Annotated in this window: 21 protein-coding genes; 12 read left to right on the plus strand and 9 right to left on the minus strand. The window is 71.4% G+C overall.

The features are described 5' to 3' along the window. Nucleotides 1-12 precede the first annotated feature (12 nt). From EVS81_RS09685 to EVS81_RS09700, 4 genes are all read left to right on the plus strand, one after another. Nucleotides 13-2868 carry an MMPL family transporter gene (locus tag EVS81_RS09685; RefSeq protein ID WP_130110212.1) on the plus strand — a complete coding sequence of 952 codons (2856 nt, stop codon included), beginning with the start codon at nt 13-15 and terminating at the stop codon, nt 2866-2868. After that, entirely contained in the window at nt 2865-5057 is a 2193-nt protein-coding gene (locus EVS81_RS09690; RefSeq protein ID WP_130110213.1) for a YhgE/Pip domain-containing protein, read from the plus strand. Before EVS81_RS09685 ends, EVS81_RS09690 begins: the two co-directional genes overlap by 4 nt. Before the next feature lie 203 nt (nt 5058-5260). Continuing rightward, nucleotides 5261-6223, plus strand: coding sequence for a quinone oxidoreductase family protein (locus EVS81_RS09695; RefSeq protein WP_420813284.1), 963 nt, complete (start codon nt 5261-5263; stop codon nt 6221-6223). After that, entirely contained in the window at nt 6220-7299 is a 1080-nt protein-coding gene (locus EVS81_RS09700) for a hypothetical protein (RefSeq protein WP_130110215.1), read from the plus strand. The genes EVS81_RS09695 and EVS81_RS09700 overlap by 4 nt, the downstream gene beginning before the upstream one ends. 35 nt (nt 7300-7334) lie before the next feature. Here EVS81_RS09700 and EVS81_RS09705 read toward each other — a convergent pair whose 3' ends face one another. The 4 genes from EVS81_RS09705 to EVS81_RS09720 all read right to left on the minus strand — a co-directional run bounded on the left by EVS81_RS09705 (nt 7335) and on the right by EVS81_RS09720 (nt 12421). Then, nucleotides 7335-8384 carry a lipoate-protein ligase LplAB gene (locus EVS81_RS09705; protein ID WP_130111380.1) on the minus strand — a complete coding sequence of 350 codons (1050 nt, stop codon included), beginning with the start codon at nt 8382-8384 and terminating at the stop codon, nt 7335-7337. 80 nt (nt 8385-8464) lie between these two features. Further along, nucleotides 8465-9334: an alpha/beta fold hydrolase gene (locus EVS81_RS09710; RefSeq protein WP_130110216.1), complete on the minus strand. Its 870-nt coding sequence runs from the start codon at nt 9332-9334 to the stop codon at nt 8465-8467. 81 nt (nt 9335-9415) lie between these two features. After that, nucleotides 9416-11092, minus strand: a complete 1677-nt coding sequence (locus tag EVS81_RS09715; RefSeq protein ID WP_130110217.1) for an amidohydrolase — start codon at nt 11090-11092, stop codon at nt 9416-9418. A 105-nt stretch (nt 11093-11197) separates the two neighbouring features. Beyond that, the gene (locus EVS81_RS09720; RefSeq protein ID WP_130110218.1) at nt 11198-12421 is read right to left on the minus strand and encodes an MFS transporter; all 1224 of its coding nucleotides are present in this window, start codon (nt 12419-12421) and stop codon (nt 11198-11200) included. A 110-nt stretch (nt 12422-12531) separates the two neighbouring features. On the opposite strand from EVS81_RS09720, the gene EVS81_RS09725 reads away from it, so the two are divergent. Next, nucleotides 12532-13149, plus strand: a complete 618-nt coding sequence (locus EVS81_RS09725; RefSeq protein ID WP_130110219.1) for a TetR/AcrR family transcriptional regulator — start codon at nt 12532-12534, stop codon at nt 13147-13149. Nucleotides 13150-13186: 37 nt separating this feature from the next. After that, nucleotides 13187-14236: an alpha/beta hydrolase gene (locus EVS81_RS09730; protein WP_240739798.1), complete on the plus strand. Its 1050-nt coding sequence runs from the start codon at nt 13187-13189 to the stop codon at nt 14234-14236. Between the two features lie 14 nt (nt 14237-14250). Here EVS81_RS09730 and EVS81_RS09735 read toward each other — a convergent pair whose 3' ends face one another. Together EVS81_RS09735 and EVS81_RS09740 are read right to left on the minus strand one after the other, a co-directional pair. Continuing rightward, complete coding sequence (locus EVS81_RS09735; protein ID WP_130110220.1) at nt 14251-14868, minus strand: flavin reductase family protein; 618 nt, start codon at nt 14866-14868, stop codon at nt 14251-14253. After that, nucleotides 14865-15386: an NADPH-dependent FMN reductase gene (locus EVS81_RS09740; protein ID WP_130110221.1), complete on the minus strand. Its 522-nt coding sequence runs from the start codon at nt 15384-15386 to the stop codon at nt 14865-14867. Before EVS81_RS09740 ends, EVS81_RS09735 begins: the two co-directional genes overlap by 4 nt. Before the next feature lie 422 nt (nt 15387-15808). On the opposite strand from EVS81_RS09740, the gene EVS81_RS09745 reads away from it, so the two are divergent. Next, nucleotides 15809-16156, plus strand: a complete 348-nt coding sequence (locus EVS81_RS09745; protein ID WP_130110222.1) for a YciI family protein — start codon at nt 15809-15811, stop codon at nt 16154-16156. Nucleotides 16157-16322: 166 nt separating this feature from the next. Further along, complete coding sequence (locus tag EVS81_RS09750; protein WP_130110223.1) at nt 16323-16943, plus strand: GNAT family N-acetyltransferase; 621 nt, start codon at nt 16323-16325, stop codon at nt 16941-16943. Nucleotides 16944-17168: 225 nt separating this feature from the next. On the opposite strand, the gene EVS81_RS09755 is transcribed toward EVS81_RS09750, so the two are convergent. The 3 genes from EVS81_RS09755 to EVS81_RS09765 form a co-directional block, all read right to left on the minus strand. Next, complete coding sequence (locus EVS81_RS09755) at nt 17169-18434, minus strand: alpha-hydroxy acid oxidase (RefSeq protein WP_130110224.1); 1266 nt, start codon at nt 18432-18434, stop codon at nt 17169-17171. Nucleotides 18435-18485: 51 nt separating this feature from the next. Then, complete coding sequence (locus EVS81_RS09760; RefSeq protein ID WP_130110225.1) at nt 18486-20531, minus strand: bifunctional aldolase/short-chain dehydrogenase; 2046 nt, start codon at nt 20529-20531, stop codon at nt 18486-18488. A 117-nt stretch (nt 20532-20648) separates the two neighbouring features. Then, the gene (locus EVS81_RS09765; protein WP_130110226.1) at nt 20649-21410 is read right to left on the minus strand and encodes a DeoR/GlpR family DNA-binding transcription regulator; all 762 of its coding nucleotides are present in this window, start codon (nt 21408-21410) and stop codon (nt 20649-20651) included. 104 nt (nt 21411-21514) lie between these two features. Between EVS81_RS09765 and EVS81_RS09770 the strand changes: the two genes are divergently transcribed. From EVS81_RS09770 to EVS81_RS09785, 4 genes are all read left to right on the plus strand, one after another. Continuing rightward, on the plus strand, nt 21515-22264 hold the full coding sequence (locus EVS81_RS09770) for a DeoR/GlpR family DNA-binding transcription regulator (protein ID WP_130110227.1): 750 nt from the start codon (nt 21515-21517) through the stop codon (nt 22262-22264). A gap of 334 nt (nt 22265-22598) precedes the next feature. Continuing rightward, nucleotides 22599-24131, plus strand: coding sequence for a sugar ABC transporter ATP-binding protein (locus tag EVS81_RS09775; RefSeq protein ID WP_130110228.1), 1533 nt, complete (start codon nt 22599-22601; stop codon nt 24129-24131). Then, nucleotides 24128-25147: an ABC transporter permease gene (locus EVS81_RS09780; protein ID WP_205879309.1), complete on the plus strand. Its 1020-nt coding sequence runs from the start codon at nt 24128-24130 to the stop codon at nt 25145-25147. The genes EVS81_RS09775 and EVS81_RS09780 overlap by 4 nt, the downstream gene beginning before the upstream one ends. 31 nt (nt 25148-25178) lie before the next feature. Beyond that, nucleotides 25179-26162 carry a sugar ABC transporter substrate-binding protein gene (locus EVS81_RS09785; RefSeq protein WP_130110229.1) on the plus strand — a complete coding sequence of 328 codons (984 nt, stop codon included), beginning with the start codon at nt 25179-25181 and terminating at the stop codon, nt 26160-26162. Nucleotides 26163-26226 lie beyond the last annotated feature (64 nt).

Here is a 26226-nt window from a genome sequence, read left to right on the forward strand (position 1 = left end):
CGAAAGGCCCGCATGTCCACGCTGCTCTATGCCCTCGGCCGGTGGGCGATCCGCGCGAAGACCCTCGTCCTCATCCTCTGGATCGCGGTGCTCGCCCTGCTCGGCGCCGGCGCGGGGCTCTTCGGCCAGGGCGCCAACGCACCCATCACGATCCCGGGCACCGAGTCGCAGGAGGCGATCACCGAGCTCGGTCGCACCTTCCCCGAGGTCAGCGGCACGAGTGCGACGATCATCGTCGTCGCGGCGGACGGCGAGCGGGTCGACGACGCGGCCTATGAGCAGATCATCTCCGATGCCGCGGCGGATCTCGAGGACGTGCGCGATGTCACGGCGGTGCAGACGCCGTTCTCGGAGCTGGCCGGCGGCGGGCTCGCCGACGACGGCAGCGCCGCGCTCATCACCGTGCAGGTCGAGGGCGACATGAGCACGGTGCCGGACGCGACGGTCGAGGGGATCGAGCGGGCCACCGAGGAGATCCGGGATCAGCTGCCGCAGGGCGCCCAGGCGTCCTACGGAGGGGAGATGTTCTCCGCCGCCGTGCCGGGGATCAGCCCCACCGAGGCGATCGGCGTGCTGGTCGCCTTCGTGGTGCTGATCCTGACGCTCGGATCGCTCATCGCGGCCGGCATGCCCCTGCTCATCGCGATTCTCGGCGTCGGGGTCTCCATCGCGGGCCTCTTCCTCGTCACCGCGTTCGCCGACCTCACGTCGACCACCCCCATGCTCGCGCTCATGCTCGGCCTGGCCGTGGGCATCGACTACACGCTCTTCATCGTGAGCCGGCACCAGGAGCAGCTGCGCGCGGGCCTCGGCGTCGAGGAGTCGATCGCGCGCGCCACCGCCACCAGCGGATCGGCGGTGGTGTTCGCCGGCCTTACCGTGATCATCGCGCTCGTGGGTCTCGCGGTCGCCGGGATCCCGTTCCTCACCGCGCTCGGCGTCGCCGCCGCCGCCGCGGTCGCCATCGCGGTGCTCATCGCGATCACGCTCACCCCCGCAGTCATGGCGATGGCCGGGATGCGGATCCTGCCGAAGAAGCAGCGATCCGTCGTTCTGCGTGAGGAACGAGGCGCAGAATCCAGTCGGGTGGATCCTGCGACTCGCAAGCTCGCGCAGGATGACGGGGAGACGCCGCACGCGCAGGATGACGGGGAGACGCCGCACGCTCCCTCGCGCGCCGACCGCTTCTTCGCCGGCTGGGTGCGCACGGTGACCCGGCGCCCGATCATCACGATCGCGGCGGTGCTCGTCGCCCTCGGCCTCGCCGCCGTTCCCGCGCTCGACCTGCGTCTCGCGCTCCCCAACGCGACCTCGCTGCCCGCCGACGATCCCGCCCGCGTCACCTACGAGCTGACGGGCGAGCACTTCGGCGAGGGCCACAACGGCCCGCTGCTGCTCACCGGCTCGATCATCACGAGCGAGGACCCGCTGGGACTCATGGAGGATCTCGCCGACGAGGTGCGGCAGGTCCCCGGCGTCGCCGAAGTGCCCCTCGCCACCCCGAACCAGGGCGCCGACACCGGGATCATCCAGGTGGTGCCCGAGGAGGGCCCCCACGCCGAGAGCACCGCGCAGCTCGTGCACGAGCTGCGCGAGCTGCACGACGTGTGGCAGGAGGAGTACGGCGTGAGCCTCGCGGTGACGGGCTTCACCGCGGTCGGCATCGACGTCTCCGAGATGCTCATGCAGGCGCTGCTGCCCTTCGGCATCCTGGTGGTCGGGCTCTCGCTGATCCTGCTCGCCATGGTCTTCCGCTCCGTCTGGGTGCCCGTCAAGGCCACGCTCGGCTATCTGCTCTCGGTGGGCGCCGCGTTCGGCGCGGTCGTCGCGGTGTTCCAGTGGGGCTGGTTCGCCGATCTGCTGCACGTGAGCGCCGCGGGCCCGGTGCTGAGCTTCATGCCCATCATCCTCATGGGCGTGCTCTTCGGCCTGGCGATGGACTACGAGGTGTTCCTCGTCTCGCGCATCCGCGAGGAGTACGTGCACGGGGCGACGGCGCGCGACGCGATCCGGCGCGGCTTCGTCGGCAGCGCGAAGGTGGTCACGGCCGCCGCCCTCATCATGTTCGCCGTGTTCGCCGCATTCGTGCCGGAGGGCGACCCCAGCATCAAGGTGATCGCGCTGGGTCTCGCGGTCGGTGTGTTCGTCGACGCGTTCATCGTGCGCATGACGCTCGTGCCGGCGGTGCTCGCGCTGCTCGGGGATCGCGCGTGGTGGATGCCGCGCTGGCTGTCGCGGTTGCTGCCCGCCTTCGACGTCGAGGGGGAGGGGCTCTCTCGCGAGATCGCCCATGCCGAGTGGCCCGACGACCTGCCGCGCGCGGCGATCGCCGCGGAGCGCCTGCTGCTCCCGCATCACGTGCGCGTTCCCCGGCTGCGGGTCGCCGCGGGCGAGGTGCTGCTGCTCGACCCGCGCGATCCCGCGTCGCTGCCGCTCGCGGAGACCCTCACCGGCCGCGGTCCGATCATCGCCGGCACGGTGAAGGTCGACGGTCTGCTGCTCCCGGAGCGATCCGCTTCGCTGCGGGCGCGCTCGGCCTGGTGCGGGCCGGAGTCGCTGCGAGAAGCGTTGCGGGATCGGCCCTCCGTGCTGCTGCTCGATCTGCGTGACGCCGCCGAGCGGCCGATGACGCTCGACCGCGTGGACGACGTGCGCTCGGCCCTCGCCGCTGCGACCGTCGAGACGAGCCGAGGATCGGCCCCGGAGCTCGCGATCGTGGTGCTGGGCGGCCGGGATCTCGCCGAGCGCCTGCTGCCCGCCGACGCCCGCTTCGTCGAGCCCGACGCCGATCCGGGCGCCGATGATCCCGCGCCCGCCGATGCCTCGCCCGCCGATCCCGCGCAGACCCTGGAAGGAGCCGCCCGATGAGCCTGCCGCTCGCACGACGCACCGGGAGCAAGCCCGTGCACTGGACCACGATCGTCGGTCTGATCCTCGTGCCGCTCACGGTGGCGGGAGTGCTGCTCTGGGGGCTCTGGAATCCGACGGAGCGGCTCGACAGCGTCACCGCGGCCGTCGTCAACGAGGACGAGCCGGTCGAGGTCGACGGCCAGCTGGTGCCCCTCGGGCGGGTGCTCGCGGGGGAGCTGATCGGATCCGCGGGCTCCTCGGAGGACGAGGACGCCGAAGCGGGCGGAGAATCTGGCGGCGAGTCGGGATCCGGCACACCCGACACCAACTTCACCTGGGTTCTGACCGACGCCGACGACGCCGAGGCGGGACTCGCCGAGGGGCGCTACGCCACCGTCGTCACGATCCCCGAGAACTTCTCGGCTGCGGCGACGTCGCTGTCGGATGGGCCCGAGGGCGCGCAGACCGCCTACATCGATGTCGCCGAGAGCGATCGGGGCCGGCTGATCGACACCGCGCTCTCGAGCATCGTGACGCAGACCGCGACGAGCGTGCTCAATCAGCAGCTCGGTTCCCAGTTCGTGGGGAGCGTGTTCGTCGGGATGAGCGAGCTGCACGCCGGAATCGGGGACGCGGCCGACGGCGCCTCGCAGCTCGCCGACGGCGGTGCGCAGCTCGCCGAGGGCGCGAGCCAGCTCGCCGATGGCACCGAGCAGCTCTCGGACGGCACGCAGCAGCTCTCGAGCGGCGCGGGCGAGCTGTCGACGGGCGCCGCGCAGGTCGCGACGGGAGCCGGCGAGCTGTCGGCGGGCGCGGGGGACCTGTCGGCGGGCAGCGCGGGCCTCGCAGCCGGAGTGCGCAGCTTCGCCAGTGGCGACGGGACGCCGGAGAACCCGGGGTTGCGAGGATACGCTTCAGGAGTGCGGCTGCTCGTCTCGGGCGACGGCACCGAGGGGAACCCGGGGCTGACGAACTATCTCGGCGGCGTCGATACCTACGCGACCGGCGTCGGCGGTGCGCTGGCCCAGTTGCGGGACGGGATCACCGCCGGCCCCGCAGAGCTCATCGCCTACCGCGACGGACTGCAGAACGGCACCATTCCTCCGCCGCAGGACGTGCCGGTCGAGGTGCTGGTCGGGATCCTCGACGGTCTCATCGCCCAGATCGAAGCTCAGATGCAGTCTCCCGAGGTGCAGGAGCAGCTCGCCCGGCTCGACGGTCTCATCGTCGCCAGCGATGGCATCGCCGCGGGGGCCCGGGGCTACGGCAGTCAGCTGGAGCCCATCGCGGCGGGGGCGGAGGGGCTCGCGGCCGGAGCCGAGCAGCTCGCGACTGGAGCGGAAGATTTCGCGGGAGGGGCCTCGCAGTTCGCGGGCGGCGTCGCGCAGTTCGCGGGCGGCACCGCCGAGCTCGCCGACGGCGCGTCGCAGCTCGCCACCGGTACCTCCGAGCTAGCCGCGGGCACCCCCGAACTCGCCGAGGGAGCCTCGCAGCTCGCCGAGGGCGCCGGCCGGTCGGCGGAGGGTACCGCCGAGCTCGCCGAGGGGCTCGGCGAGGCCGCGAGCGGGATCCCGGACTACACCGAGGCCGAGCGGGAGACGGTGGCCCAGACCGCTGTGACCCCGGTCGAGGCGCGCGGCGGCAGCGACGAGCTGTTCAACGCCTCGGGCGTTCCGCTCTTCGCGGGGATCGCGCTGTGGGCGGGGGCGCTCGCGTCGTTCCTCGTGCTCGCGCCGCTCTGGCGCCGCACGCGCGACGCCGCGCGCGGCGTGGGGTGGATCGCCCTGCGCAGCGCCGGGCCGGCCGTCGCCATCGGTGCGGCGCAGGGGGCGATCGCGGGTGTCGTGCTGCCCGTCGCGCTCGGCTACGATCTCGCGCGGGGTGCCGCCTTCTTCGGCATGGCGCTCTTGGCGGGGATCGCGTTCGCGCTCGTGGTGCAGGGCCTGTCGGCGCTGCTCGGCGGCCTCGGGAGGTTCATCGCCTTCGTGCTGCTGGTCGTCGCCTTCGCGGTGGGGATCGTCTCGACCGTGCCGGCCGGGCTCGCGGCCGTGGGCGACGCGAGCCCGCTCGGCTCGGCGCTCGCGGGGTTCCAGGCGATCGCGACGGAGGCGTCCGGCGCCGGTATCGCGGCCGTGCTGCTCGTACTGTGGGGGCTCGGCGGGCTCGTGCTCACCGCGCTCGCGGTGGCGAGGGCGCGGAAGGCTTAAGGAGAACGCGGAGCGTTCTCTGCCTTCCGCGCCGACGCCACCGCGTCGCCACTGCGTCGCTGCCCGAACCGAGTGGGAGTCCCGTTCTGCCGCATTCCCCGAGGGGAAGCGGCAGAACGGGACTCCCACTTGCGGAGGGCGCCCGGGCCCCGGGTGCGCCGACTGCGCTCGACGGCGGAGCCGCGTAGGCTCGGGGCATGACGATGCGCGCGATTGTTGCCGAGCAGACCGGCGGGCCCGAGGTGCTGCGGCTCGCTGAGATCCCGGATCCGGCCCCCCGTCCCGGCGAGCTGCTCGTGCAGACCGCCGCCGTCGGCGTCAACTTCATCGAGACCTACCAGCGCTCCGGGCTGTATGCCGTGCCGCTCCCGTTCACGCCGGGCGCCGAGGGCGCCGGCCGGGTGCTCGCGGTCGGGCCCGGCGTCGAGGGCTTCGCGGAGGGAGACCTGGTCGCCACCGCCGAGGCGACCGCCACGTACGCCGAGCGGTTCGCGGTGGCCGCGGAGCGCGCGGTCCGCGTGCCCGAGGGCATCGGCGCCGATACCGCCGCCGCGCTCCCCCTGCAGGGGCTCACCGCGCACTACCTGGCCACCTCGGCCGCACGGCCCGAGCCGGGCGACACGGTGCTCGTGCACGCGGGCGCCGGCGGCGTCGGCCTGCTGCTCACCCAGCTGCTCGCCGCCCGCGGTGTGCGGGTGCTCACCACGGCATCGACGCCCGAGAAGCAGCAGCTGAGCCGGAGCGCCGGAGCTTCCGAGGTGCTCGGCTACGACGGGTTCGCGGATCGGGTGCGGGAGATCACGGGCGGCGAGGGGGTCGCCGTGGCCTACGACGGGGTGGGCAAGAGCACCTTCGACGACTCCCTGCGCGCGCTGCGGGTGCGCGGAGAGCTCGTGCTCTACGGCGCCGCCAGCGGCCCGGTGCCGCCGTTCGATCTGCAGCGCCTCAACGCGGGCGGATCCCTCTCGGTCACCCGCCCCTCGCTGGGGCACTTCCTGCGCACCCCGGATGAGCGCGTCTGGCGCTACCGCGAACTCTTCGCCGCGATCGAGGCCGGAGCGCTTGACATCCGGATCGGTGCGCGCTTCCCGCTCGCCGAGGCCGCGGCGGCGCACCGGGCGCTCGAGGGCCGGGAGACGACCGGCAAGGTGATCCTCGAACCGTGAGCGGCCGCTTCCCCTTCGTCTCCGAGGTATCCCGAGGGGCGTGGCTCGCGGAGCGCCTCGAGGGCGATAACTCGTCGCAGACCGATCCCCGCACGGGACACCCGTACGACGCGCTCGCCGCGACCGTGCCGAGCGGGTTCCCGGTGATCGTGCGGGTGCTGCACCCTTTCTCGAGGGACCGGCCGGCGCAGCGCACCTTCACCGAGTACGTGGCCGAGGGAGGTGAGGATCCGTTCGAGCCCGCCCCCGAGATCGTGGAGGAGCGCGACGTCTCCTGGCGTGCGGTGGCCGATGCGCACGGCACGCGGCGGGAGGCACTGGCGGATCCCGGTGACGCCGCCGCGGAGGTACTCGCGGGGGAGCTGCGCCCCAACGTGCGTGCGCACGAGTTGCTGGGGCTCGAATACGGTGCGCACCGCGACGTCGAATCGGCCGACGGCTGGCGCTACTCCGCTCCCGCGGAGGGGCGCCTCGAGCCGAGTGTACTCGCCCGGGTCGCGGAGGTGCTCGCCGGGTTCACCCGCACGCCCGACCGCGGAGTCGCGGCTGTGTGGGAGGGGTACGGAGGCCTCGTCACCTCTCAGGGCGTGGGGTGGTTCTTCGCCTTCGAGGATCCCGCGGGGAACTGGCCGCGCTGGATCCTGCGCCCGCTGCGCCACGTGCAGTCGAGGATCGCTGAGTTCCGCGCCCGGCGGGGGCGATTCGGCACGGCCGCAGCGGTGCGGCACCTCGTGCGCCCGAGGGGGCCGCAGCCCCCGGGCAGCGGGATCCTGCCGCGAGAGGCGGCTGCCGGGCCGCGGCTCGAACTGCCGGATCGTGGCTACGTCTGCTTCGATGCGGGGATTCGCGAGTTCACGACTCCGGCCTGGATGTCTCACGCACCCTGGGTGGACGAGCCGGGTTCGTCCTGGGTGCAGACGCCGAACCTCATCTGGCCGGAAGGACGGGAGTGGGTGCTGGTGAGCGAGATCGACTTCGACTCGACGCTCATCGCGTGCTCCGCGGCGTGTGCGGGGTCGCTGCTCGGGGCGGCAGGTGTAGAGGCGGTGCGCATCACGCGCGACACTTGGCTCTGAGAGCCCTGGCAGGAGCCCTGGCAGCCGGGAGCCGGCTACGGCACCCGACGCAGCCACGCCTCGGTGGTGAACTTCTGCTCGACGAGGCGCTCGGCGGCGTCCCACTCGCCCTCGGTGACCTCGCCGGCGGTGCCGCCGTGCCGGCGCGTGAAGACCTCGATCATCTTCGCGATGATCTCCTCGCGCTCGAGGCCCGTCTGGCTGCGCAGCGGGTCCACCCGCTTCTGCGCGCTGGCGGTGCCCTTGTCGGAGAGCTTCTCCCGCCCGATGCGCAGCACCTGCGTCATCGCCTCGGGATCCATGTCGTAGGCCATCGTCACGTGGTGCAGCACGGCACCCGAGCCGAGGCGCTTCTGCGCGGCACCGCCGATCTTGCCGTGGGGGCTCGTGATGTCGTTGAGCGGCTTGTAGTGAGCGTCGATGCCGAGCGATTGCAGCGCCTCCAGCACCCACTCGTCGAGGTATGCGTAGGAGTCGGCGAAGCTCATGCCGCGCACGAGTTCGCCGGGCACGTAGAGGGCGTAGGTGATGCACGAGGCCGGCTCCATGTACATCGCCCCGCCGCCCGAGATGCGGCGCACCAGCTGCGCGCCGTGCGCCGCGGCCTGCTCCTCGTCGACCTCGTTCTTCACCGACTGGAAGCTCCCGATGAATACGGCCGGGCTGTTCCACTCCCAGATGCGCAGCGTCGGGCCGCGCAGGCCCTCGCCGACCGCGGCCGTGAGCACCTCGTCGAGAGCGGCGTTGAGCACCGGGGAGATCGGCGGTTCGTGCAGGATCTGCCAGTCGTAGTCGCGCCAGTGCGCGGCTCCGGTCACCGCGCGGCGGATCGCGACGCCGACGGAGTCCGGAGTGAAGCCGAGCAGGTGCACCTCGCCCGGCAGTGCCTTGCGGATCGCGTCGCCGACCTCCTCGATCGTGCTGTTGGGGTGCATCCCCTCCACGGCGGAGTCGATGCAGGCGAGGGCGTCGTCGGGTTCGAGGAAGAAGTCGCCCGAGAGCCGGAAGTCGCGGATGAGCCCATCGACGACGTCGAAGTCAACGACGACCAGTTTGCCGCCCGGAACCTTGTACTCACCGTGCATGCTCATAGCTTTAGAGTACGCCTCTCCCCGCCGATTGAGCGAGCGGCGCGTCCGGGAGCGCAGCGGTATCCGCGGCCAGGTCAGCTCGCCACGCGCTCCAGCATCCAGGTCGTGAGATCTGCCGTGACGTCCTCGCGGTTCGTCTCGTTCAGCGTCTCGTGGCGTGCGCCGGGGTAGAGCTTCACGGTGACATCGCGCACACCCCGCTTGCGGTACGCCTCGGCCAGCAGGCGCAGGCCGTCGCCGCGGTTGAGCGGATCCTCGCTGCCCGAGACGATGAGGATCGGCAACTCCTGCGGGATCCCGTGCCCCGGCTTGCCGAAGAGCCGCAGCCCGTCGGCCACCCCGAAGAGCTTGAGGATGTCGGCCGCGAAGCACAGCGGGTCGGCGATGAACGCCTCGGCGACGGCGGGTTCGCGGCTCAGCCACTCGAAGCCGTTCGCGTCGTCGGTCTTCCATCTCGCGTTGAGGTCGCCGCTCTCCATGTGCTTGAACGTGCGGAAGGCGGTGCCGGAGAGCACCAGCGCCTCCCAGGCTCGCGGATGCTCGTTGAGGATCCGCTGCGCCATGAGCGATCCCCACGAGTGCGCGAACATGACCACGGGCAGTTCCGGGTGCCGTTCGCGCACGATCCCGGTGAGCTGCAGGATCGCGGCCTCCGCCGCCTGCAGCCCGCCGGGGCCGAGGCGCCCCATCTTGGAAAGGTCGCCGTCGTGCTGCGCGCGCCCCGTCTCGCCGTGCCCGCGGTGGTCGTCGGCGTACACCGTGAAGCCGGCGGCGACGAGCCGGCGGGCGAACGCGTCGTAGCGCTTGGCGTGCTCGCCGATGCCGTGCGAGATCTGCACGACGCCCACCGGCTCTTCGGCCGCCCACTCGTAGACGAAGATCTCGATCCCGTGGTCGTCGGTGTAGCTGAACTCGGTGCGCGCGGTGGCCTCGATGTCGCTCATGCCCCCATTCTGGTGCGCCCGCCTGGGTGCCGCCAGGGCGCGGTGCTGTGCGCTGCGCTCCTCGGCCTTGAGAGGCGCGCGTCAGGCCCGGCGGTGGGCCGCCTCGCCGTCGACCAGGGTGAGCGCCGCGGCGGTGCCGAGCAGCTGCTCGGGGGCGTCGGTGAGGGCGTTGGCGGTCCACACCACCGCGTTCGCGCGGTACCCGGAAGCGATGCGGCCCACCTCCTGCTCGCGCTTAGTCGCGTACGCGGTGCCCAGCGTGAGCGCCTCGAGCGCCTGCGCCGGGGTGAATACGCGCTCCGGCTGGTACGCCTCGCGGCGCTGCTCGAGCGCCGACTTCGCGGTGAGCGCGATGAACAGGTTGTCGGGGGCCTCGTGGGGTGCAGTGGGGGCGTCGGTGCCGAGCGCCAACGGCACGCCCGCCTCGCGGAACTTGTGCCACGGGAAGCCCGTGCGCGCGCGCTCGTCGCCCAGCACGGCCTGCCAATTGTCGAGCACGGCCGGGTCGCAGTGCACCGGCTGCATCGAGGCGGTGACTCCGAGCGCGGCCATGCGCGCGATCGTGTCGTCGGCCACCGACTCGAGGTGCTCGACGCGAGCGCGGCGGTCGGGGCGGGGGCCGTTGACGCGAATGCACTCCTGCACCGCGTCGAGCGCGATCGTGCTCGCCTCGTCTCCGATCGCGTGCAGCGCGAGCTGCAGCCCGGCCGCGTCGGCGGCCACCGCCACGGGCAGCGCGAACTCGCGCTCCCAGATCGGGCCGGGCATCGCGCCGTTCGCGTACGGTGCGCGCATCGCAGCCGTGCAGGCGTCGATCACCCCGTCGAGGATGAACTTCACCCCGACGATCCGCAGCCACTCGTCGCCGTACTCGGCGGCGACCTCGTCCCGGATCCGCGCGACCTCGGCGACCTCTGCGAGATCGGTCTCGAGGTCGCCGGAGGCGGTGAGGATCCAGTGCGCGTTCACGGGGAACGGTAGGCGCCCCTCGCGGTCGAGGATGCGTCGGTACGCGGCGAGATCCGGGTGCCCGAAGGACATCTCGGAGGCGCCCGCGACACCGGTTTCGATGTAGGCGTCGAAGGCCGCGGCGAGCCAGCGATCCCGATCCTCGTCGCTGGACACCTCGTCGAGGTACCCCCAGCCGTACTGCATGGCCGCGGTCTCGAGCAGGAATCCGGTGGCGTCGCCGTGCTCGTCGCGCTCGATCTCGCCGCCCACCGGATCCGGCGTGTCGCGGGTGATGCCCATGGCCTTCAGCGCCGCGGAGTTCACCCACATCGTGTGCAGGTCGTTCGCGTCGAGGAAGACCGGCACGTCGGGCACCGCGGCGTCCAGCATCGCGGCGGTGGGGCGCTGCCCCTCCTCGAAGATGTCGAAGCGCCAGCTCACACCGGTGATCCGAGGCGCGTCCGGGTTCGCGGCTCGGGCAGCTGCGATCCGCTCCTGCACCTCCGCGACCGTGCCCGCGTCGCGCAGCTGCACCTTCGACAGCGCCTCGCCGAGCATCAGCATGTGGGCGTGGCCCTCCCAGACCGCGGGGGTCACGAGCGCACCGCCGAGATCCACTTCCGCGATGGGGCCGGATCCCGCATCGCCGGATCCTGCATCGCCCGCGCCGGCCGCCAGTCGCACCGCAGAGAGGGCGCCCGCGGCGAGGATCCGCCCGTCGCGCACGGCGAAGCTCTCGCGCGGTGCGATCGACGCGTCGCCGGTGAAGACGACGGCGTTGCGGTAGATCGTCGTGGTGGAGGGCATGGGACTCGCTTTCGCAGGAGGGGAAGGTTGGTGTCGATGGTAGCCGTGCGCCCCGGGCCGAGCGGTCTGCGCGGGCCGAGCGGCCCGGCGCCGCTCATGCGCGGATCATGCGCAGATGGGTTCGGCCGTCTCAGCGGTGCGGGATCGGGTCAGAGCGCGCTCGGCTCCGACGGAGACGCGCGCGATCAGGATCGTCGGCACGATCACGATGAAGCTCACCAGGCCCATGAGCAGGGAGAACACCGGCACGCCGAACCACTCGATGAACGCGCCGCCGATGAGCGGGGCGAAGCTCGAACCGACGAGGTAGGCGCCGAGCAGCGGGCCCGACCAGCGACCGCGGGCGTCGAGGCCGGCGGCGGTCGCGAGGAACAGGGTGAAGGCGAACGCATAGATGGTGTTGACGCCCACGATGAGGGCCGCGAGCAGCGCGGGATCCTCGGCGAAGCCGATCCACACCTTGAGGGCTCCCCCGAGTACCAGCGCCGCGGTGAGCGGCGCCGCGCGCCCGATCCGATTGCCGAAGATCGTGACGACGAGCATGCCGAGGATCCCGCCGGCCGCCGCGAGGCTGAGCGTGAAGCCGAGCGGTTGCTCGCCGAGGCCGACGGCGTCGCCGAGCACGGGCGCCATGGTCCAGATCGCGTCCTCGCTCGTGCCCCAGAGTGGGAACACGAGCAGCACGGCGATCCCGGCCGCGGTGATGCGACGCGGTTCTGCGATCTGCAGGCTGCTGGTGACGTCGACGGGTTCGGCGTGCTCGGGGGAGTCCGGCAGCCACACGGCGAGCGCCAGGCCGACGAGCGAGATGAGCGCGAGCGCCCCGAACACGCTGCCCTGGGTGATCCCGATGATCGGGATCACGCCCAGCACCAGCGTGATGAGCACGCGGTTGACGAGCCCACTGGTGGCAGACACGCGGTTGGGGTTGCGCAGCGCGGCGATCGCGGCGCCCGAGGTGGAGATGGCGGCTCCCACGCCCGCGCCGCCGATGATGAGCCCGGCCACGGCGACGCTCGGAGCCGGGGCGAGCGCTGCGGCGCCGAAGGCGATGACGGCCAGGGCGAGTCCGGCCATGGCGAGGGGGCGGCGGGCGCGCCCCGACGCGAGTCGCGCGGTGGCGAGGCCCACGACCGCGGAGGCGAGCAGCGCCCAGGTGAGCACGTTGCCGCTGGCGACCACGTCGAAGCCCAGGCCGCCGAGCGCGGTCATGATGAAGGGCGCGAGGTTCGCCATCATCAGGCTCGCGAGGGCGATGAGGAAGGTGGCGCTCCCGTTGCGCAGGGTCAACGGGAGGCGGGGGTCGGCGATGGGGGCTGTGGTGCTCACGGGTTCTCTTCTCCGGCGGCTCTGGCGGTTAACCGAATTCATTTCGGTTATCGAGTTCATGGTGCCTTCTGTGGGAGGATCTGTCAAGCAGAAGATCGGAGGGAGGATCCGTGGCGCGACCCAGAACCGCACGCCTCAGCCGGGAGATCATCGGCCGCGCCGCCATCGAGTTCGTCGAGGCGGGCCACGAGCTGCAGCTGGTGCCGCTCGCCCGCCGCCTCGGGGTGAGCGTCTCCTCGCTCTACCACCACGTCGCCGGACGAGACGGGGTGATCCAGGCGATGCGCCAGGTGCTCGTGGCGGAGTACATCAGGCCGATGCCCGCATCGGGGGACTGGCGGCAGCGCATCCGCCAGGAGGTCGAGCTGACCTGGCGGATGTACGCCGACCACCCGCGCGTGCTGCAGCTCCTGCTCACCGTGGTCATCGACGAGCCCGACGTGCTGCGCATCTACAGCGTGCTCGCCGACGCGCTCGAAGAGGCGGGTCTGCCGGAAGGCGAGATCCTCACCACGATCGAGGTCATCGACGCCTTCACCTTCGGCATGACCCTCGACGCGCTCTCGCCCGAGACGATCCTCGACCCGGAGCGGGCCACGGGCACGCTCGCGCGGCTCCTGCCGGGCCACCCGTCCGGGGCCGAGCGCAACCGGCGCGTGTTCGCGAGCGGGCTCGACCTGATCATCGCGGGCATCGAGGCGCGGGTGCGCGAACTGGGCGCGGAGTGAACGGGCGTCGATCGCAGCGCTGACGTACACTGTGCTTGTGCCACGCTCGGACCGCCGGCGGCCGGCCCGGCGGCGGGGCGGGCCCTCCCGCATCAGCCTCGCCCTGTGCACGGGTGCGCTCGGCGCTGCGGCGCTGCTCGCCGCCGCACTCCCGGGAGCGGCGGCCGGCGACGAGGGTGCGCCCGAGGCCGAACGCGTGCTCGCGTCGATCGAGGAGGGGACGGCCATGCGCATCAGTTCGATCGAGGTCGCCGGTCCGGCGAGGGATCGGGATCCCGCAGCGATCAATCGGCTGGGGTCTGCGGCGGTTCCGGTGCGGCTGTACCTGCCGGCGGAGGCACCGTGGGCGACGCTCGTGTGGGCGCACGGCGGATCCTTCAGCCGTGGCACGCTGGACTGGCCGGAGGCCGACTGGGTCTCGCAGCGCTTCGCCGATGCCGGGGTGCGGGTGTACTCGGTCGATTACGCCCTGGCCACCGAGACGGTGAAGGCGCCGGCGCCGGGCAACGATGTCGCCGCAGTGCTGCGCGCCGCCGCCGAGGAGGCGGGGCCGCTGGTGGCCGGAGGCGCGAGCGCGGGGGCCCACCTCGCGGTGCTGGCGGCGCTCGCGCAGGCCGATCTCGCGGGATCGGGGATCGCGCGCCCGGCCGATGCGCTGATCCTCGAGTACCCCACCCTGCACCGAGTCCAGCGCGCCGACGCCGCGATCGCGGCGACCACCGCCCGGCTGCCCGAGCGGCGGCGGTTCGGCGCGGAGCGCATCGCCGAGATGTACGGGTTCTACCTCGGCGATCCGGCGGCCGCGGCGGCGGCCGGCGCGGTCGTCGCCGGCGAGCTGCCGCCCGAGCGGCTCGCGCTCCTGCCGCCGACGGTGATCGTCAACGCCGACGCCGACGACCTGCGCGCCTCGGGCGAGGAGTTCGCCGAGCAGCTGCGGGCCACCGGCGTGCCGGTGGTCGAGGCCGTGCAGCCGGGCACGGTGCACGGCTACCTCAATCGGCCCGAAGAGTCGGATCGCGCCCGCGCCGATGCGCAGGAGACCGTCGACCGCTTCGTGCGGGAGCTGCGGGGCATCCTCGCGCCGTAGAGCTGCGGCGGCCCTCAGATCATGTACTCGAGTTCGCGGTAGGCGCCGCGGTAGAAGAGCAGCGGGGCGCGATCCGGATCGGTCGAGATGCCGAGCACGCGCACGAGGAAGATGAGGTGATCCCCCGCCTCGATCTCGCGCTCGATCTCGCCCGCGACCCAGCCGGTGACGCCGTCGAGCGTGGGCGCGCCGTTGGCCTCGGAGGGGTGCCACGCGACGCCCTGCCACTTGTCGGTGCCCGAGCGCGCGAACTGCGCGCTCAGGTGCTGCTGCTCGGCGCTCAGGAAATTGACGACGAGCTGCCGGTGCTCGCGCAGGGCGGCGAGGCTCTGCGAGGTGCGGGCGACCGAGAAGGAGACGAGCGGCGGATCGATCGAGACGCTGTAGAACGACTGGCAGGTGAAGCCGACGGGGGCCGTCGCGCCCTGCGTCGTGATCACGGTGATCCCGGATGCGAAGGCGCCCATGGCGTTGCGGTACTCGCGCTCGTCGAAGGGGGCGGGCGCCGGTGCGCCGGCGGGCGACGCGACCTCGGCGCCTGCGGTGCTCGCCGGCCGAACCGGTTCCGCGTGGGCCTGCGCGGGACCGGCCGGGTGCGGCTCGGTCCGGGTGGCGGAGGTGTCGAGGCTCATGCGCCGGCCTCCGTCTGCGCGTGCGTCCCCGGCAGCAGCGGGCCCTGGGTCGACACCCACTCGTCGAGCAGCTCGTCGCGCCGATCGAAGCGCGGCGTGGGAAACGCGAGCCCGCGGGTGGGCACACTCGCACCCAGCTCGACGAGCAGCGGCCGCAGCGTGAACTCGACGGCCAGCGCGTGCTCGTCGGAGGCGATGGTGAAGACGGGGATCGCGGTGACCCCCTCGAGACCCTGTGCCGGGTAGCGGTCGAGGAACGCCTTGAGCAGGCCGGTGTAGCTGGCCTTGTAGGTGGGCGTGGCGATGATGGCGTAGGTCGACGCGCGCAGCTGCTCGTTCAGCGGGTCGAGCGCGGCCGACGGCCAGCGGAAGAGCTCGTCGGCGTGGTCGATGAGGTCGACGGTCGGCAGGATCTCGGCGCCCGTGCGCGCGCTGATGCGCTGCGCCAGCTCCTCGCCGACCTGGCGCGTGCGCGAGTGCGGCTTCGGGTTTCCGACGATGACGGAGATGGTGGACACGGGGCTCCCTTCGAGGACGACCGCTGCGGGCGGCGGCCGACGGTCGTCGATGGACGTCCTCCGGAGCGGCCTGCAGCGCTCCGGAGGACGTCGGGTGCTCCACGGTGTGATGTCGCGGAGTCGCCGCGGGATCTCATCCTGCGGGGGTGCACGTCAGTGTAGGCGGTGCGTCGCGGTCGGCGCGGCCCGGGCGTGCAACAGAGCGTAACGGCCGCCTTTCGCTGCGGCGGTGCGGGCCTGCTCGCGCTCCGGAGCACATGGGAGTCGCAACACGCCGCATCCTCGGCGACGAAGCGGCAGAACGCGACTCCCACTTGCGCAGTCCGCCCCTCGACCCCTGGGCGCGGTCGTGACACGATGGAGGCACCGGGGCCGCGCAGGCCGCGCAGCCCTCGCGGCGTCTCGGAGATGCGGAGGATCCCATGCGCTACATGCTGCTGCTCCACGGCCGGGCCGCCGAGTTCCACCACCGAGACGCGGATGCGCTCGAAGCGGCGCTCGCCTTCCTCGTGCGTTTCGAGGATGAGTTGGCCGGTCGTTCCGAACTCGAGTGGACCGAGGTGCTCGACGACGAGGCCCAGGCGGAGGTGGTCGGCCCCGATCGCGCGGTGCGGAAGGGCGCGGTGCACGCGGAGGGGCCGCTGATGCGCGTGTGGGTGGTGCGCGTACCGGACCAGGCGCGGGCCTGGGATCTCGCGGGCGCGCTCGCCGAGGGCATCGGCATGTCGATCGAGGTGCGCGAGTGCATGCCGGGGGCGCAGCGGCCCTAGCCTCCTGCGGGGCGCATCGAGCCGAGAGAATTCGCCCCGAGCGCCGTCGAGATCCCGATTCCGGTCGCCTCGCTTCCCGGCGAGCGACCGGAATCGGGATCTCGCTGCGGGCGCGGCTCGCGCTGCGTCCCGTGCTCGCGCCCGCACCGTGATGCAGAATGGGCCCATGGCACTCGATCATCCGGGCACCCTCAGCGGCCGGCTCGTCACCCTCGAACCGCTCTCGCTCGAGCACCACGACGAGCTTCTCGCCGCAGCGCGCGACGGCGAGCTGTGGCGCCTCTGGTACACGAGCGTGCCGACGCCCGAGGGCATGGACACCGAGATCCGGCGCAGGCTCGGGCTGCAGGAGCAGGGCAGCATGCTCCCGTTCACCGCCCGCCGCAACGACACCGGACGCGTCATCGGCATGACGACGTTCATGAACATCGACGCCGCGACCCCGCGCGTCGAGATCGGTTCCACGTGGAACGCCGTGAGCGCGCAGGGCACGGGCACGAACCCGGAGTCGAAGCTGCTGCTGCTCGGACACGCCTTCGACGTCTGGGACTGCTCGGCAGTCGAGTTCCGCACCGACTTCCACAACCACCAGTCGCGCGCCGCGATCGCGCGCCTGGGCGCGAAGCAGGACGGGATCCTGCGGGCCCACCTGCGCCCCGCCGCTGGCTACGTGCGCGACACGGTCGTGTTCTCGATCACGCAGCCCGAGTGGCCGGGCGTGCGCGTCGGCCTCGAGCACCGCATCTCCCGGCATCTCGCCGAGCCGGGAGCCCCGCGTCTGGGGTGATGCGGCGCCGACGCGTCTGCGGCATCGCCGCCGCACCGCCGGTCGCACCGCCGGTCGCACCGCCCGCCGAAACCGAGCCCAATGCTCCAAACCGAGTGAGTTCTCGGCGCTGGAAGCGTCGATCTCGCACAATGGGCTCGGGCTCGGGCTCGGGCTCGGGCTCGGGCTCGGCGGGCGAGCGCCGAGCCGAGCCGGGCCGAGCCTGCCCGCCCGGCCCGGCGGCGCTCAGGGGGCGGTCGGGTCCAGCTGCGGCGATCCCCCGGCGACCGGCACGAGCCGCTGCAGTTGGGTCACGTGCCGGGGTTCCAGCTCCTCGAGCGAGGAGACCCCGAGCAGCGTCATCGTGCGTTCGATCTCGCTGCGCAGGATCGCGATCGTGCGGTCCACCCCGGCGCGGCCCCCGGCCATGAGCCCGTAGAGGTAGGCGCGCCCGATCAGCGTGAACTTGGCGCCGAGCGCCACCGAGGCGACGATGTCGGCGCCGTTCATGATGCCGGTGTCGATCATCACGGTGGCGTCGCGACCCACCTCGCGCACCACCTGCGGCAGCAGGTGGAAGGGCACGGGCGCGCGGTCGAGCTGGCGCCCGCCGTGGTTCGAGAGCACGATGCCGTCGACGCCGCGGTCGATCAGCTGCACTGCGTCGGGCACGTTCTGCACGCCCTTCACCACCAGCTTTCCGGGCCACAGCTCCCGGATCACCTCGAGATCCTCGTACGAGATCGTGGGATCCATCGCCGCGTTGAGCAGGTCGCCGACGGTGCCGCCGGTCGACGAGAGCGATGCGAACTCGAGCTTGGGCGTGGTGAGGAAGTCGACCCACCACCACGGGCGCGGGATCGCATTGATCACCGTCGACAGCGAGAGCTGGGGCGGGATCGAGAAGCCGTTGCGCTTGTCGCGGAGGCGTGCCCCGGCGATCGGCGTATCGACGGTGAACATGAGCGTGTCGAACCCCGCGGCTGCGGCGCGCTCCACGAGCCCGTAGGAGATCTCGCGATCGCGCATCACGTAGAGCTGGAACCAGTTGCGGCCGTCGGGGTTCGCAGCGCGCACGTCCTCGATCGACGTGGTGCCGAGCGTCGACAGCGTGAACGGGATTCCCGCGGCGCCGGCCGCCCCGGCGCCCGCGATCTCGCCCTCGGTCTGCATCAGCCGCGTGAAGCCCGTGGGCGCGATGCCGAAGGGCATCGAGGATTGGCCGCCGAGGATCTCGGTCGACGTGTCGACGTGCGCGGCCGGCTTGAGGATGTCGGGGTGGAACTCGATGTCCTCGAAGGCGCGGCGGGCCCGGTCGAGCGACAGCTCGCCCTCTGCGGCGCCGTCGGTGTAGTCGAAGGCCGCCTTCGGGGTGCGGCGCTTCGCGATCCGCTGCAGATCGGCGATCGTGAGCGCGGAGTCGAGACGGCGCCGCTTGCCGTTGAGATCGGGCTTCTTGAACCGCATGAGCTCGAAGAGCTCGGCGGGGTTGGGGAGCTGACGCGTGACCATGTGTTCGAACCTAACGGGAGTGGTGAGGGATCGCGAGGGGAGCGGCGCGGCTCAGCGCAGGAACGCCGCCGCGACGCCGGAGTCGACGGGCACGTGCAGACCCGTGGTGCGGCTGAGCTCGGGGCCGGTGAGCACGTAGACCGCGTCGGCGACGTTGTCGGGAACGACCTCGCGCTTCAGGATGGTGCGGTTCGCGTAGAACTGGCCCAAATCCTCCTCCTTCACCCCGTAGGTCGCGGCACGATTGGCGCCCCAGCCCGAGGCGAAGATCCCGGATCCGCGCACCACCCCGTCGGGGTTGATGCCGTTGACGCGGATCCCGTGCTCGCCGAGCTCGACCGCGAGCAGCCGCACCTGGTGCGCCTGGTCGGCCTTGGTCGCCGAGTAGGCGATGTTGTTGGGGCCCGCGAACACGCTGTTCTTCGAGGAGATGTAGACGACGTCGCCGCCCATGCCCTGCGCGATCATGGCGCGTGCCGCCGCCTGGGAGACGAGGAACGAGCCCTTCGCCATCACGTCGTGCTGCAGGTTCCAATCAGCTTCGGTGGTCTCGAGCAGGGGCTTCGAGAGCGACAGGCCGGCGTTGTTGACGACGAGGTCGACACCGCCGAATGCGAGCACGGCCTCGTCGATCGCGGCCTGCACCGCGGCGGCGTCGGCCACGTTCGCGGCGACTCCGATGGCCACGTCGGTATTGCCCAGTTCTGCGGCGGCGGCGCGCGCCTTCTCGAGGTCGAGATCGGCGACCACCACGCAGGCGCCCTCGGCGGCGAGGCGCGTCGCGATGGCCTTCCCGATGCCCGAGGCCGCGCCGGTGACGAAGGCGATGCGGCCCTGGTGCGACTTCGGCTTCGGCAGGCGCTGCAGCTTCGCCTCTTCGAGCGCCCAGTACTCGATGCGGAACTTCTCGGCGTCGCTGATGGGGGCGTAGCTCGACAGGGCTTCGGCGCCGCGCATGACGTTGATCGCGTTGAGGTAGAACTCGCCGGCCACGCGGGCCGTCTGCTTGTTCTTGCCGTAGGAGAACATGCCGACGCCCGGCACGAGCACGATGAGGGGATCGGCGCCGCGCATGGCGGGGCTCGTCTCGTCGGCGTGCGCCTCGTAGTAGGCACGGTAGTCGGCGCGGTAGGCCTCGTGCAGCTCGGCGAGGCGCGCGAGCTGCTCATCGAGGGAGGCGGTGGCGGGAAGGTCGAGCACGAGCGGCTTCACCTTGGTGCGCAGGAAGTGGTCCGGGCAGCTCGTGCCGAGTGCGGCCAGGGGCGCGAGCTTCTCGCGCGACAGGAAGTCGAGCACCTCGGGGGCGTCGGAGAAATGACCCACCATCGCGCTGTCGTGCGAGGCGATGCCGCGGACGGCGGGGGCGAGGGCAGCGGCCCGGGATCGGCGCTCCGCCTCGGGCAGCGGCTCGAAGCCGGGCACCGCGGCGCCGAACGGATCGGCCGCCCCGTGCTCGGAGATGTAGGCCGCGGCGGTGTCGATGATCCAGAGCGAGTTGCGCTCGCACTCCTCGCTCGTGTCGCCCCAGGCCGTGATGCCGTGCCCCCCGAGGATGCAGCCGATCGCCTGGGGGTGCTCGGCCTTGATGGCCGCGATGTCGAGTCCCAGCTGGAAGCCGGGGCGGCGCCAGGGCACCCACACGACGCGGTCGCCGAAAATCTTCGCGGTCAGCTGCTCGCCGTCGGCGGCGGTGGCGATCGCGATGCCCGAGTCGGGGTGCAGGTGGTCGACATGCGCGGCGTCGACCAGTCCGTGCATGGCGGTGTCGATCGACGGCGCCGCGCCGCCCTTGCCGTGGAGGCAGTAGTCGAGCGCGGCGACCATCTCGTCCTCGCGCTCCACTCCCGGGTACACGCCCTGGAGCGCGCGCAGGCGATCGATGCGCAGCGCGGAGAGGCCGGCGGAGGTCAGGGTGCCGAGGTCGCCGCCGGATCCCTTCACCCACATGAGCTCGACGTCGTCTCCGGTCACCGGATCCTGCGCCGTGCCCTTGGCCGAGGTGTTGCCGCCGGCGAAGTTCGTGTTCTTCTTGTCGGCGCCCAGTCGGTTCGATCGGGCGATGAGGGCGTCGACGGTGGGGTGAGCGGGGTGCGACATGGGTGCCTCCAGTGGCAAGTGTTATTTGATGTGAATTTAACACGAAATAACACGATCGACAAGGAGGTGTTCCTGTTGTCGCCGCGGGCCGCGGTCGATGTGCGGGGCGGGGATCCTTCAGAGCACGTCGAGATGATCGCGATAGGGATCCAGGCGAGGGTCCTCGGGTGCGAGCTCCGTGATCAGCGTCGAGATGTCGCCCGTCTCGAGTGCCATGCCAGTGGAGCGCTTCCCCAGTTTCGAGGAGTCGAGGCAGAGCACTGTTCGTTCGGCAGCAGCGGCGAGGTGGCGTTTCACCTCGGCCTCGGCGAGCGAGGCCTCGGAGGTCCCCTCCGCCGGACTGAAGGCGTCGGCCGACGTGAAGAACGTCAGGGTGTGGATGAGCCGCGCCCCCGCGTTCGCGATGGGTCCGACCAGGCTGCCCGTCGCGGGCTCGTGCGCTCCTCCTGTGAGGTGAGCCTGCGGGCCGCCCATGCGGGTCAGTGTCTCGAAGGTCTGGATGGAGTTCGTGCAGACGAGGAGCTCGTGTCGATCCACGAGCATCTCGGCCAGGGCGTTGACGGTGGTCGACGCGTCGAAGGACACCGCGCCGCGGGTCGGGACCAGCGCCAGGGACTTCTTCGCCACCGCCCGCTTCGCGGCCGCGCGCGTGGCGAGGCGCTCATCATAGCTGCGCGGCGCAGGGGCGCCGACCGCTCCGCCCCGTACCCGCTTGACCACTCCCTCGAGCTCGAGCGCTTCGAGGTCGCGTCGGATTGTCATGGCCGAGACGGCGAAGCGGTCCCGCGCCTCCTCGATCGAGATCTCCCCCGTGCGCTGGATGAGCTCGGCCAGATCCCTGCGCCGACGTTCGCCGTCGATACTGCCGTATACCGCCATGTCAATGAGCCTAGGACCTCATTCGCGGTTCCCGGCATCCGGCGCTGGAGCCGGCCGCGAGTCGAGCCGCGCGGAGGGCCCGCAGCGCTACGCTAGATTCCACCATGACCTCACTCGCCGCTGAACAACGCCGCGCGTGGCTCCTGCAGAAGCTGCGGGACACCCAGCGCGTCTCCCTGGCCGAGGCCGCGGGCGAGCTCGGGGTGAGCGAGATGACAGTGCGGCGGGATCTCGACCAGCTCGAGGGCGGCGGCGGGATCCGTCGCGTGCGCGGCGGGGCGCTCTACACGGGCCCGGTGAGCTTCAAGGGGCGCGAGGGATCGTACGCGGAGGAGAAGATCCGCATCGCCGAGAAGCTGCTGCCGCTGGTGCCGGATCGCGGCATGATCGGCCTCGACTCCTCGACGACGATGCACCGGCTCGCCCAGCGGATCGTCGGCGGGGGCGATCTCTGCGTCGTGACCAACGGCATGCTCACGTTCCAGGCGCTGCAGGAGCGCCCCGGGCTCACCGCGATCCTCACCGGCGGCGCCGCCGACCGGCGCAGCGACTCGCTCATCGGCCCGGTCGCCACGGGCTTCCTCTCGACGGTGCGCCTGTCGGCCTTCTTCGCCTCGGCGGCGTCGCTCGATGAGCAGGGCTGTCACGAGAACACGCTCGAGGAGGCGGAGATCAAGCGGGCGTTCGTGCGGGCCTCCGGGCGCGTGGTCGTCGGCGTGCACGCCGAGAAGCTCGGCAGCGCGGCGACCGCGACGTCGGTGAGCTTCGAGCAGATCGACGTGCTCGCGACCGAGCTGCACCCGGAGACGCGCGACCTCGCGCCCTACCGGGAGCTGGTCGCCGACCTCCGCTGACTCGGCGAGGCGGCGGGGCGCACGGGCGGGCCGCCGCACCCCGCCGCACCCCGGGGCGCGCCGGGCGGCGCAGCTCAGGGATGCGGCTGCGCCTCCGGCCTCCGCGCGCATCGGGTCACCCGCCCCGCACCCCGCCCGCCCCCGCAACGCACCGGCACCCCGCCCCCCCCGCAACGCACCGGCATCGCAGCCGACACGGCGATGTGCCCGCGTGAACGGCGCGTTTCCGGGCCGTTACGCATTCGAGCCCTAACATTATTTGACAATATCTAACAAACAAGAACATGATGAGTGCGATGCATTGGCATCACGACGAAGTGAGGAGACTCCGGCGATGACCATCCCCAGCACGCCGACCGACGAGCGCGAGCGCGCCGGCCTTGCGCTGCAGGTCGACTCGCTGGTCAAGGAGTACCCCGGCGTGCGCGCCCTGGACGGGGTCAGCCTCGACCTGCGAGCCGGCGAGGTGCACGCGATCATCGGCGAGAACGGCGCGGGCAAGTCGACCCTGATCAAGACGCTCGCGGGTGCCATCGCCCCCACCAGCGGCACCATCACGGTGAACGGCGAGCCGTACGAGCGCCTCACCCCGCAGCTCGCCCGCGAACTCGGCATCGCCGTGATCTACCAGGAGTTCACGCTCTTCCCCAACCTGAGCGCCTCCGAGAACGTCTTCCTGGGGGAGTTCATCCTCAAGGGGAAGGGGCCCGTGCTCGACCGCAAAGCGATGGCAGCGAAGTCCCGGGCGCTCTTCTCGCGCCTCGGCGTGTCCATCTCGCCGAACGCGCTCGTCGAGACGCTCACGACCGGGTACCAGCAGATCGTCGAGATCGCCAAGGCGCTCTCGAAGGACGCGAAGCTGCTCATCATGGACGAGCCCTCGGCGCCGCTGACCGCATCCGAGGTCGACGCGATGTTCGCGATCGTCGAGGCGCTCAAGCGCGAGGGCATGACCATCGTCTACATCTCCCACCGCATGGAGGAGATCTTCCGCCTCTCGGATCGCGTCACGGTGCTCCGCGACGGCAGCTACGTCACGACGGTCCCCACGGCCGAGACCACGAAGCGCGAGCTCATCTCGCTCATGGTGGGCCGCGAGCTCGGCGAGGGCTACCCCGAGCGCGAGCATCCCATCGGCGAGCCCTCGCTCACCGTCGACGGGCTCGGCGGCAACGGCGTGCACGACATCAGCTTCGTCGCCCGTCGCGGCGAGATCCTCGGATTCGCCGGGCTGATCGGCGCGGGCCGCACCGAGCTCATGGAACTCCTCTTCGGCGCGAAGCGCCCTGAGACGGGCACGGTCGAGCTGCACGGCTCCTCCGTGCTCTCGACCAGTCCGATCCAGGCCATCCGCAACGGGATCGCGCTGGTGCCCGAGGACCGCAAACGCCACGGGCTCGTGCTCGAGTTCTCGATCGAGCAGAACATCACGCTGCCGACGCTCAAGAAGCTCTCCCGGGGGCCCGTCGTCTCGGGCTCCGCCGAGGCTGAGCTCTCGGACCGCTACATGCGCGAGCTGCGGGTGAAGGCCCCGAGCGGCAAGGAGATCGTCGGCAATCTGAGCGGCGGCAACCAGCAGAAGGTCGTGCTCGCCAAGTGGCTCGCGACCGGTCCCGAGGTGCTGATCTTCGACGAGCCCACCCGCGGCATCGACATCGGCGCCCGCCACGAGATCTACCTGATCATGAACCGCCTCGCGGCGGAAGGCAAGACGATCCTCATGATCTCCTCCGACATGGAGGAGCTCATCGGCATGTCCGACCGGGTCGTCGTGCTCCAGGAAGGGCGGCAGCGCGGTCTGCTCGCCCGGGAAGACATCACGCAAGAAGCCATCCTCACGCTGGCTTCGGAAGGAGACCTCGTATGACCTCGAAGCTCATGCCGCGGGTTCAGGGGCTCGGGATCGTACTCGTCCTGGTGCTGCTGATCATCGGCTTCAGCCTGCTCTCGCCCAACTTCCTCGACGCGAACAACCTGTTCAATATCCTGCGTCAGGTCACCACCCTCGGGATCGTCGCCGTCGGGTTCGCCTTCGTGCTGCTCACCGGCGGCATCGACCTCTCGGTCGGCTACCAGATCTCGCTGTACGTGGTGGTGTGCGGGATCCTGATGTCGCAGTTCGACCTGCCCTGGCCGCTCGCGATCGTGCTCGTGCTCGTGCTCGGGGTGATCATCGGCCTGATCAACGGGCTCATCATCACGCTCACCGGCGTCGCCCCGCTGATCGTCACGCTCTCCATGATGACCATCCTCAACGGCGTCAGCTACCTGCTCTCCAAGGGCCTCCCGATCTCCGGCTTCCCGAGCGAGTTCTCGGTGCTGGGCCAGGGCGCGGTCGTCGGGATCCCGGTGTCCGTGATCGTGCTGGCGGTCGTCTGGGCGATCGGCTACTTCATCGCCAACAAGACCTACATCGGCCGGTACTTCTACGCGATCGGCAACAACATCGAGGCCGCGCGTCTCTCGGGGGTGAACACTCGTCGCACGCTGCTCTTCGTCTACGCCATCTGCGGCCTGTTCACGGCGGTCGGCGCGATCCTGCTGCTGTCGCGGCTCAACTCGGCGCAGTCCGCCACCGGCGCCGGCTTCGAGTTCAGCGTGCTGACGGCGTGCGTGCTCGGCGGCGTGAGCGTGATGGGCGGCCGCGGCACGATGTTCGGCGCCTTCGTCGGCGTGCTCATCGTCGGCGTGCTCGACAACGGGCTGGTGCTGCTGAACGTCAGCGAGTACGTGCAGCTCGTGATCAAGGGCGCGATCCTGCTCGTCGCCGTCATCTACGACGCCATGTCCAAGAACCCGCGGGGACGCACGAGGCAGATCGGCGGCATGACGCTCGGCGGCAGGAAGCCCGGTCCCCAGACCACCACCGTGCCGCTCTCCTGAGCCCACCCCGCACCATCGAAAGGAAATCTCAATGAAGAAGATCACCGCAGTCCTCGCCGCAGGGGCGCTCCTGCTCGGCATGTCGGCGTGCTCGTCCGACGGAGGCGGCGCCGGAGGGGCGGACGCCTCGGGCGACGAGTACTCGGTCGGCGTCACCTTCTCCGACCTCTCGAACCCCGTCTGGGCCGAGCTGGTGCAGGAGGCGCAGAGCTACGGGGCCGAGAACGATCTCGCGGTCAACTACGTCGACGCCAAGAGCGACGCCTCGACCCAGGTCACCCAGATCGAGAACTTCATCCAGCAGGGCGTCGACGCGATCATCATCTGCGCCGTCGACGCGAAGTCGCTGGTCGACGTGACGAAGAAGGCGCAGGACGCCGGCATCAAGGTCGTCGGCTACACGCAGGTGCTCGACAACTACGATGCCCAGTACCTCGTCGACGCCTACAACACGGGCTACGCCAACGGCGAGGCCGCTGCGAACTGGATCACCGAGAACTACGGCGACGAGAGCGTCGTCGAGTGGGGCCTCATGGACCTCCCCACCTTCCCCGAGATCATCGACCGCGCCAACGGCATCAAGGACGCGATCGAGGAGCTCGCCCCGAACGCGGAGCTCGTCGCCACCAACTCGGCGCTCACCGCCGAGGAGGGCGTGACGAACGCCGAGAACTTCCTGCAGGCCAATCCCGACATGAAGGTGATCGCCACCATCGGCGGCGGCGGCGCGCAGGGCGGCAACGAGGGCGTGAAGGCCAGCGGCATCACGGACTACGAGTCGTTCGGCCTGTTCGGGATCGACGCCACCAGCATCGAGATCGAGAACATCCTGAAGGGCGACCCGCAGAAGGCCTCGGTCAGCCTGGGCGGCGGCAAGGCCCACGGCCGCACGCTCGTCGACATCACCTCCGACCTCCTCGCCGGCGAGGACGTGGAGAAGGACCAGTACATGCCCATCACCGTGATCGACGAGAGCAACGCGCAGGAGTACTTCGACGAGGTCTTCGGCGGCTGATCCCCGACCCCGGCCGCGGATCGGGCCCCGTCCGGCCCGATCCGCGCCCCACCGCCCCGGCGCG

Origin of the sequence: Leucobacter triazinivorans (assembly GCF_004208635.1) — a bacterium.
Taxonomy (GTDB): domain Bacteria; phylum Actinomycetota; class Actinomycetes; order Actinomycetales; family Microbacteriaceae; genus Leucobacter; species Leucobacter triazinivorans.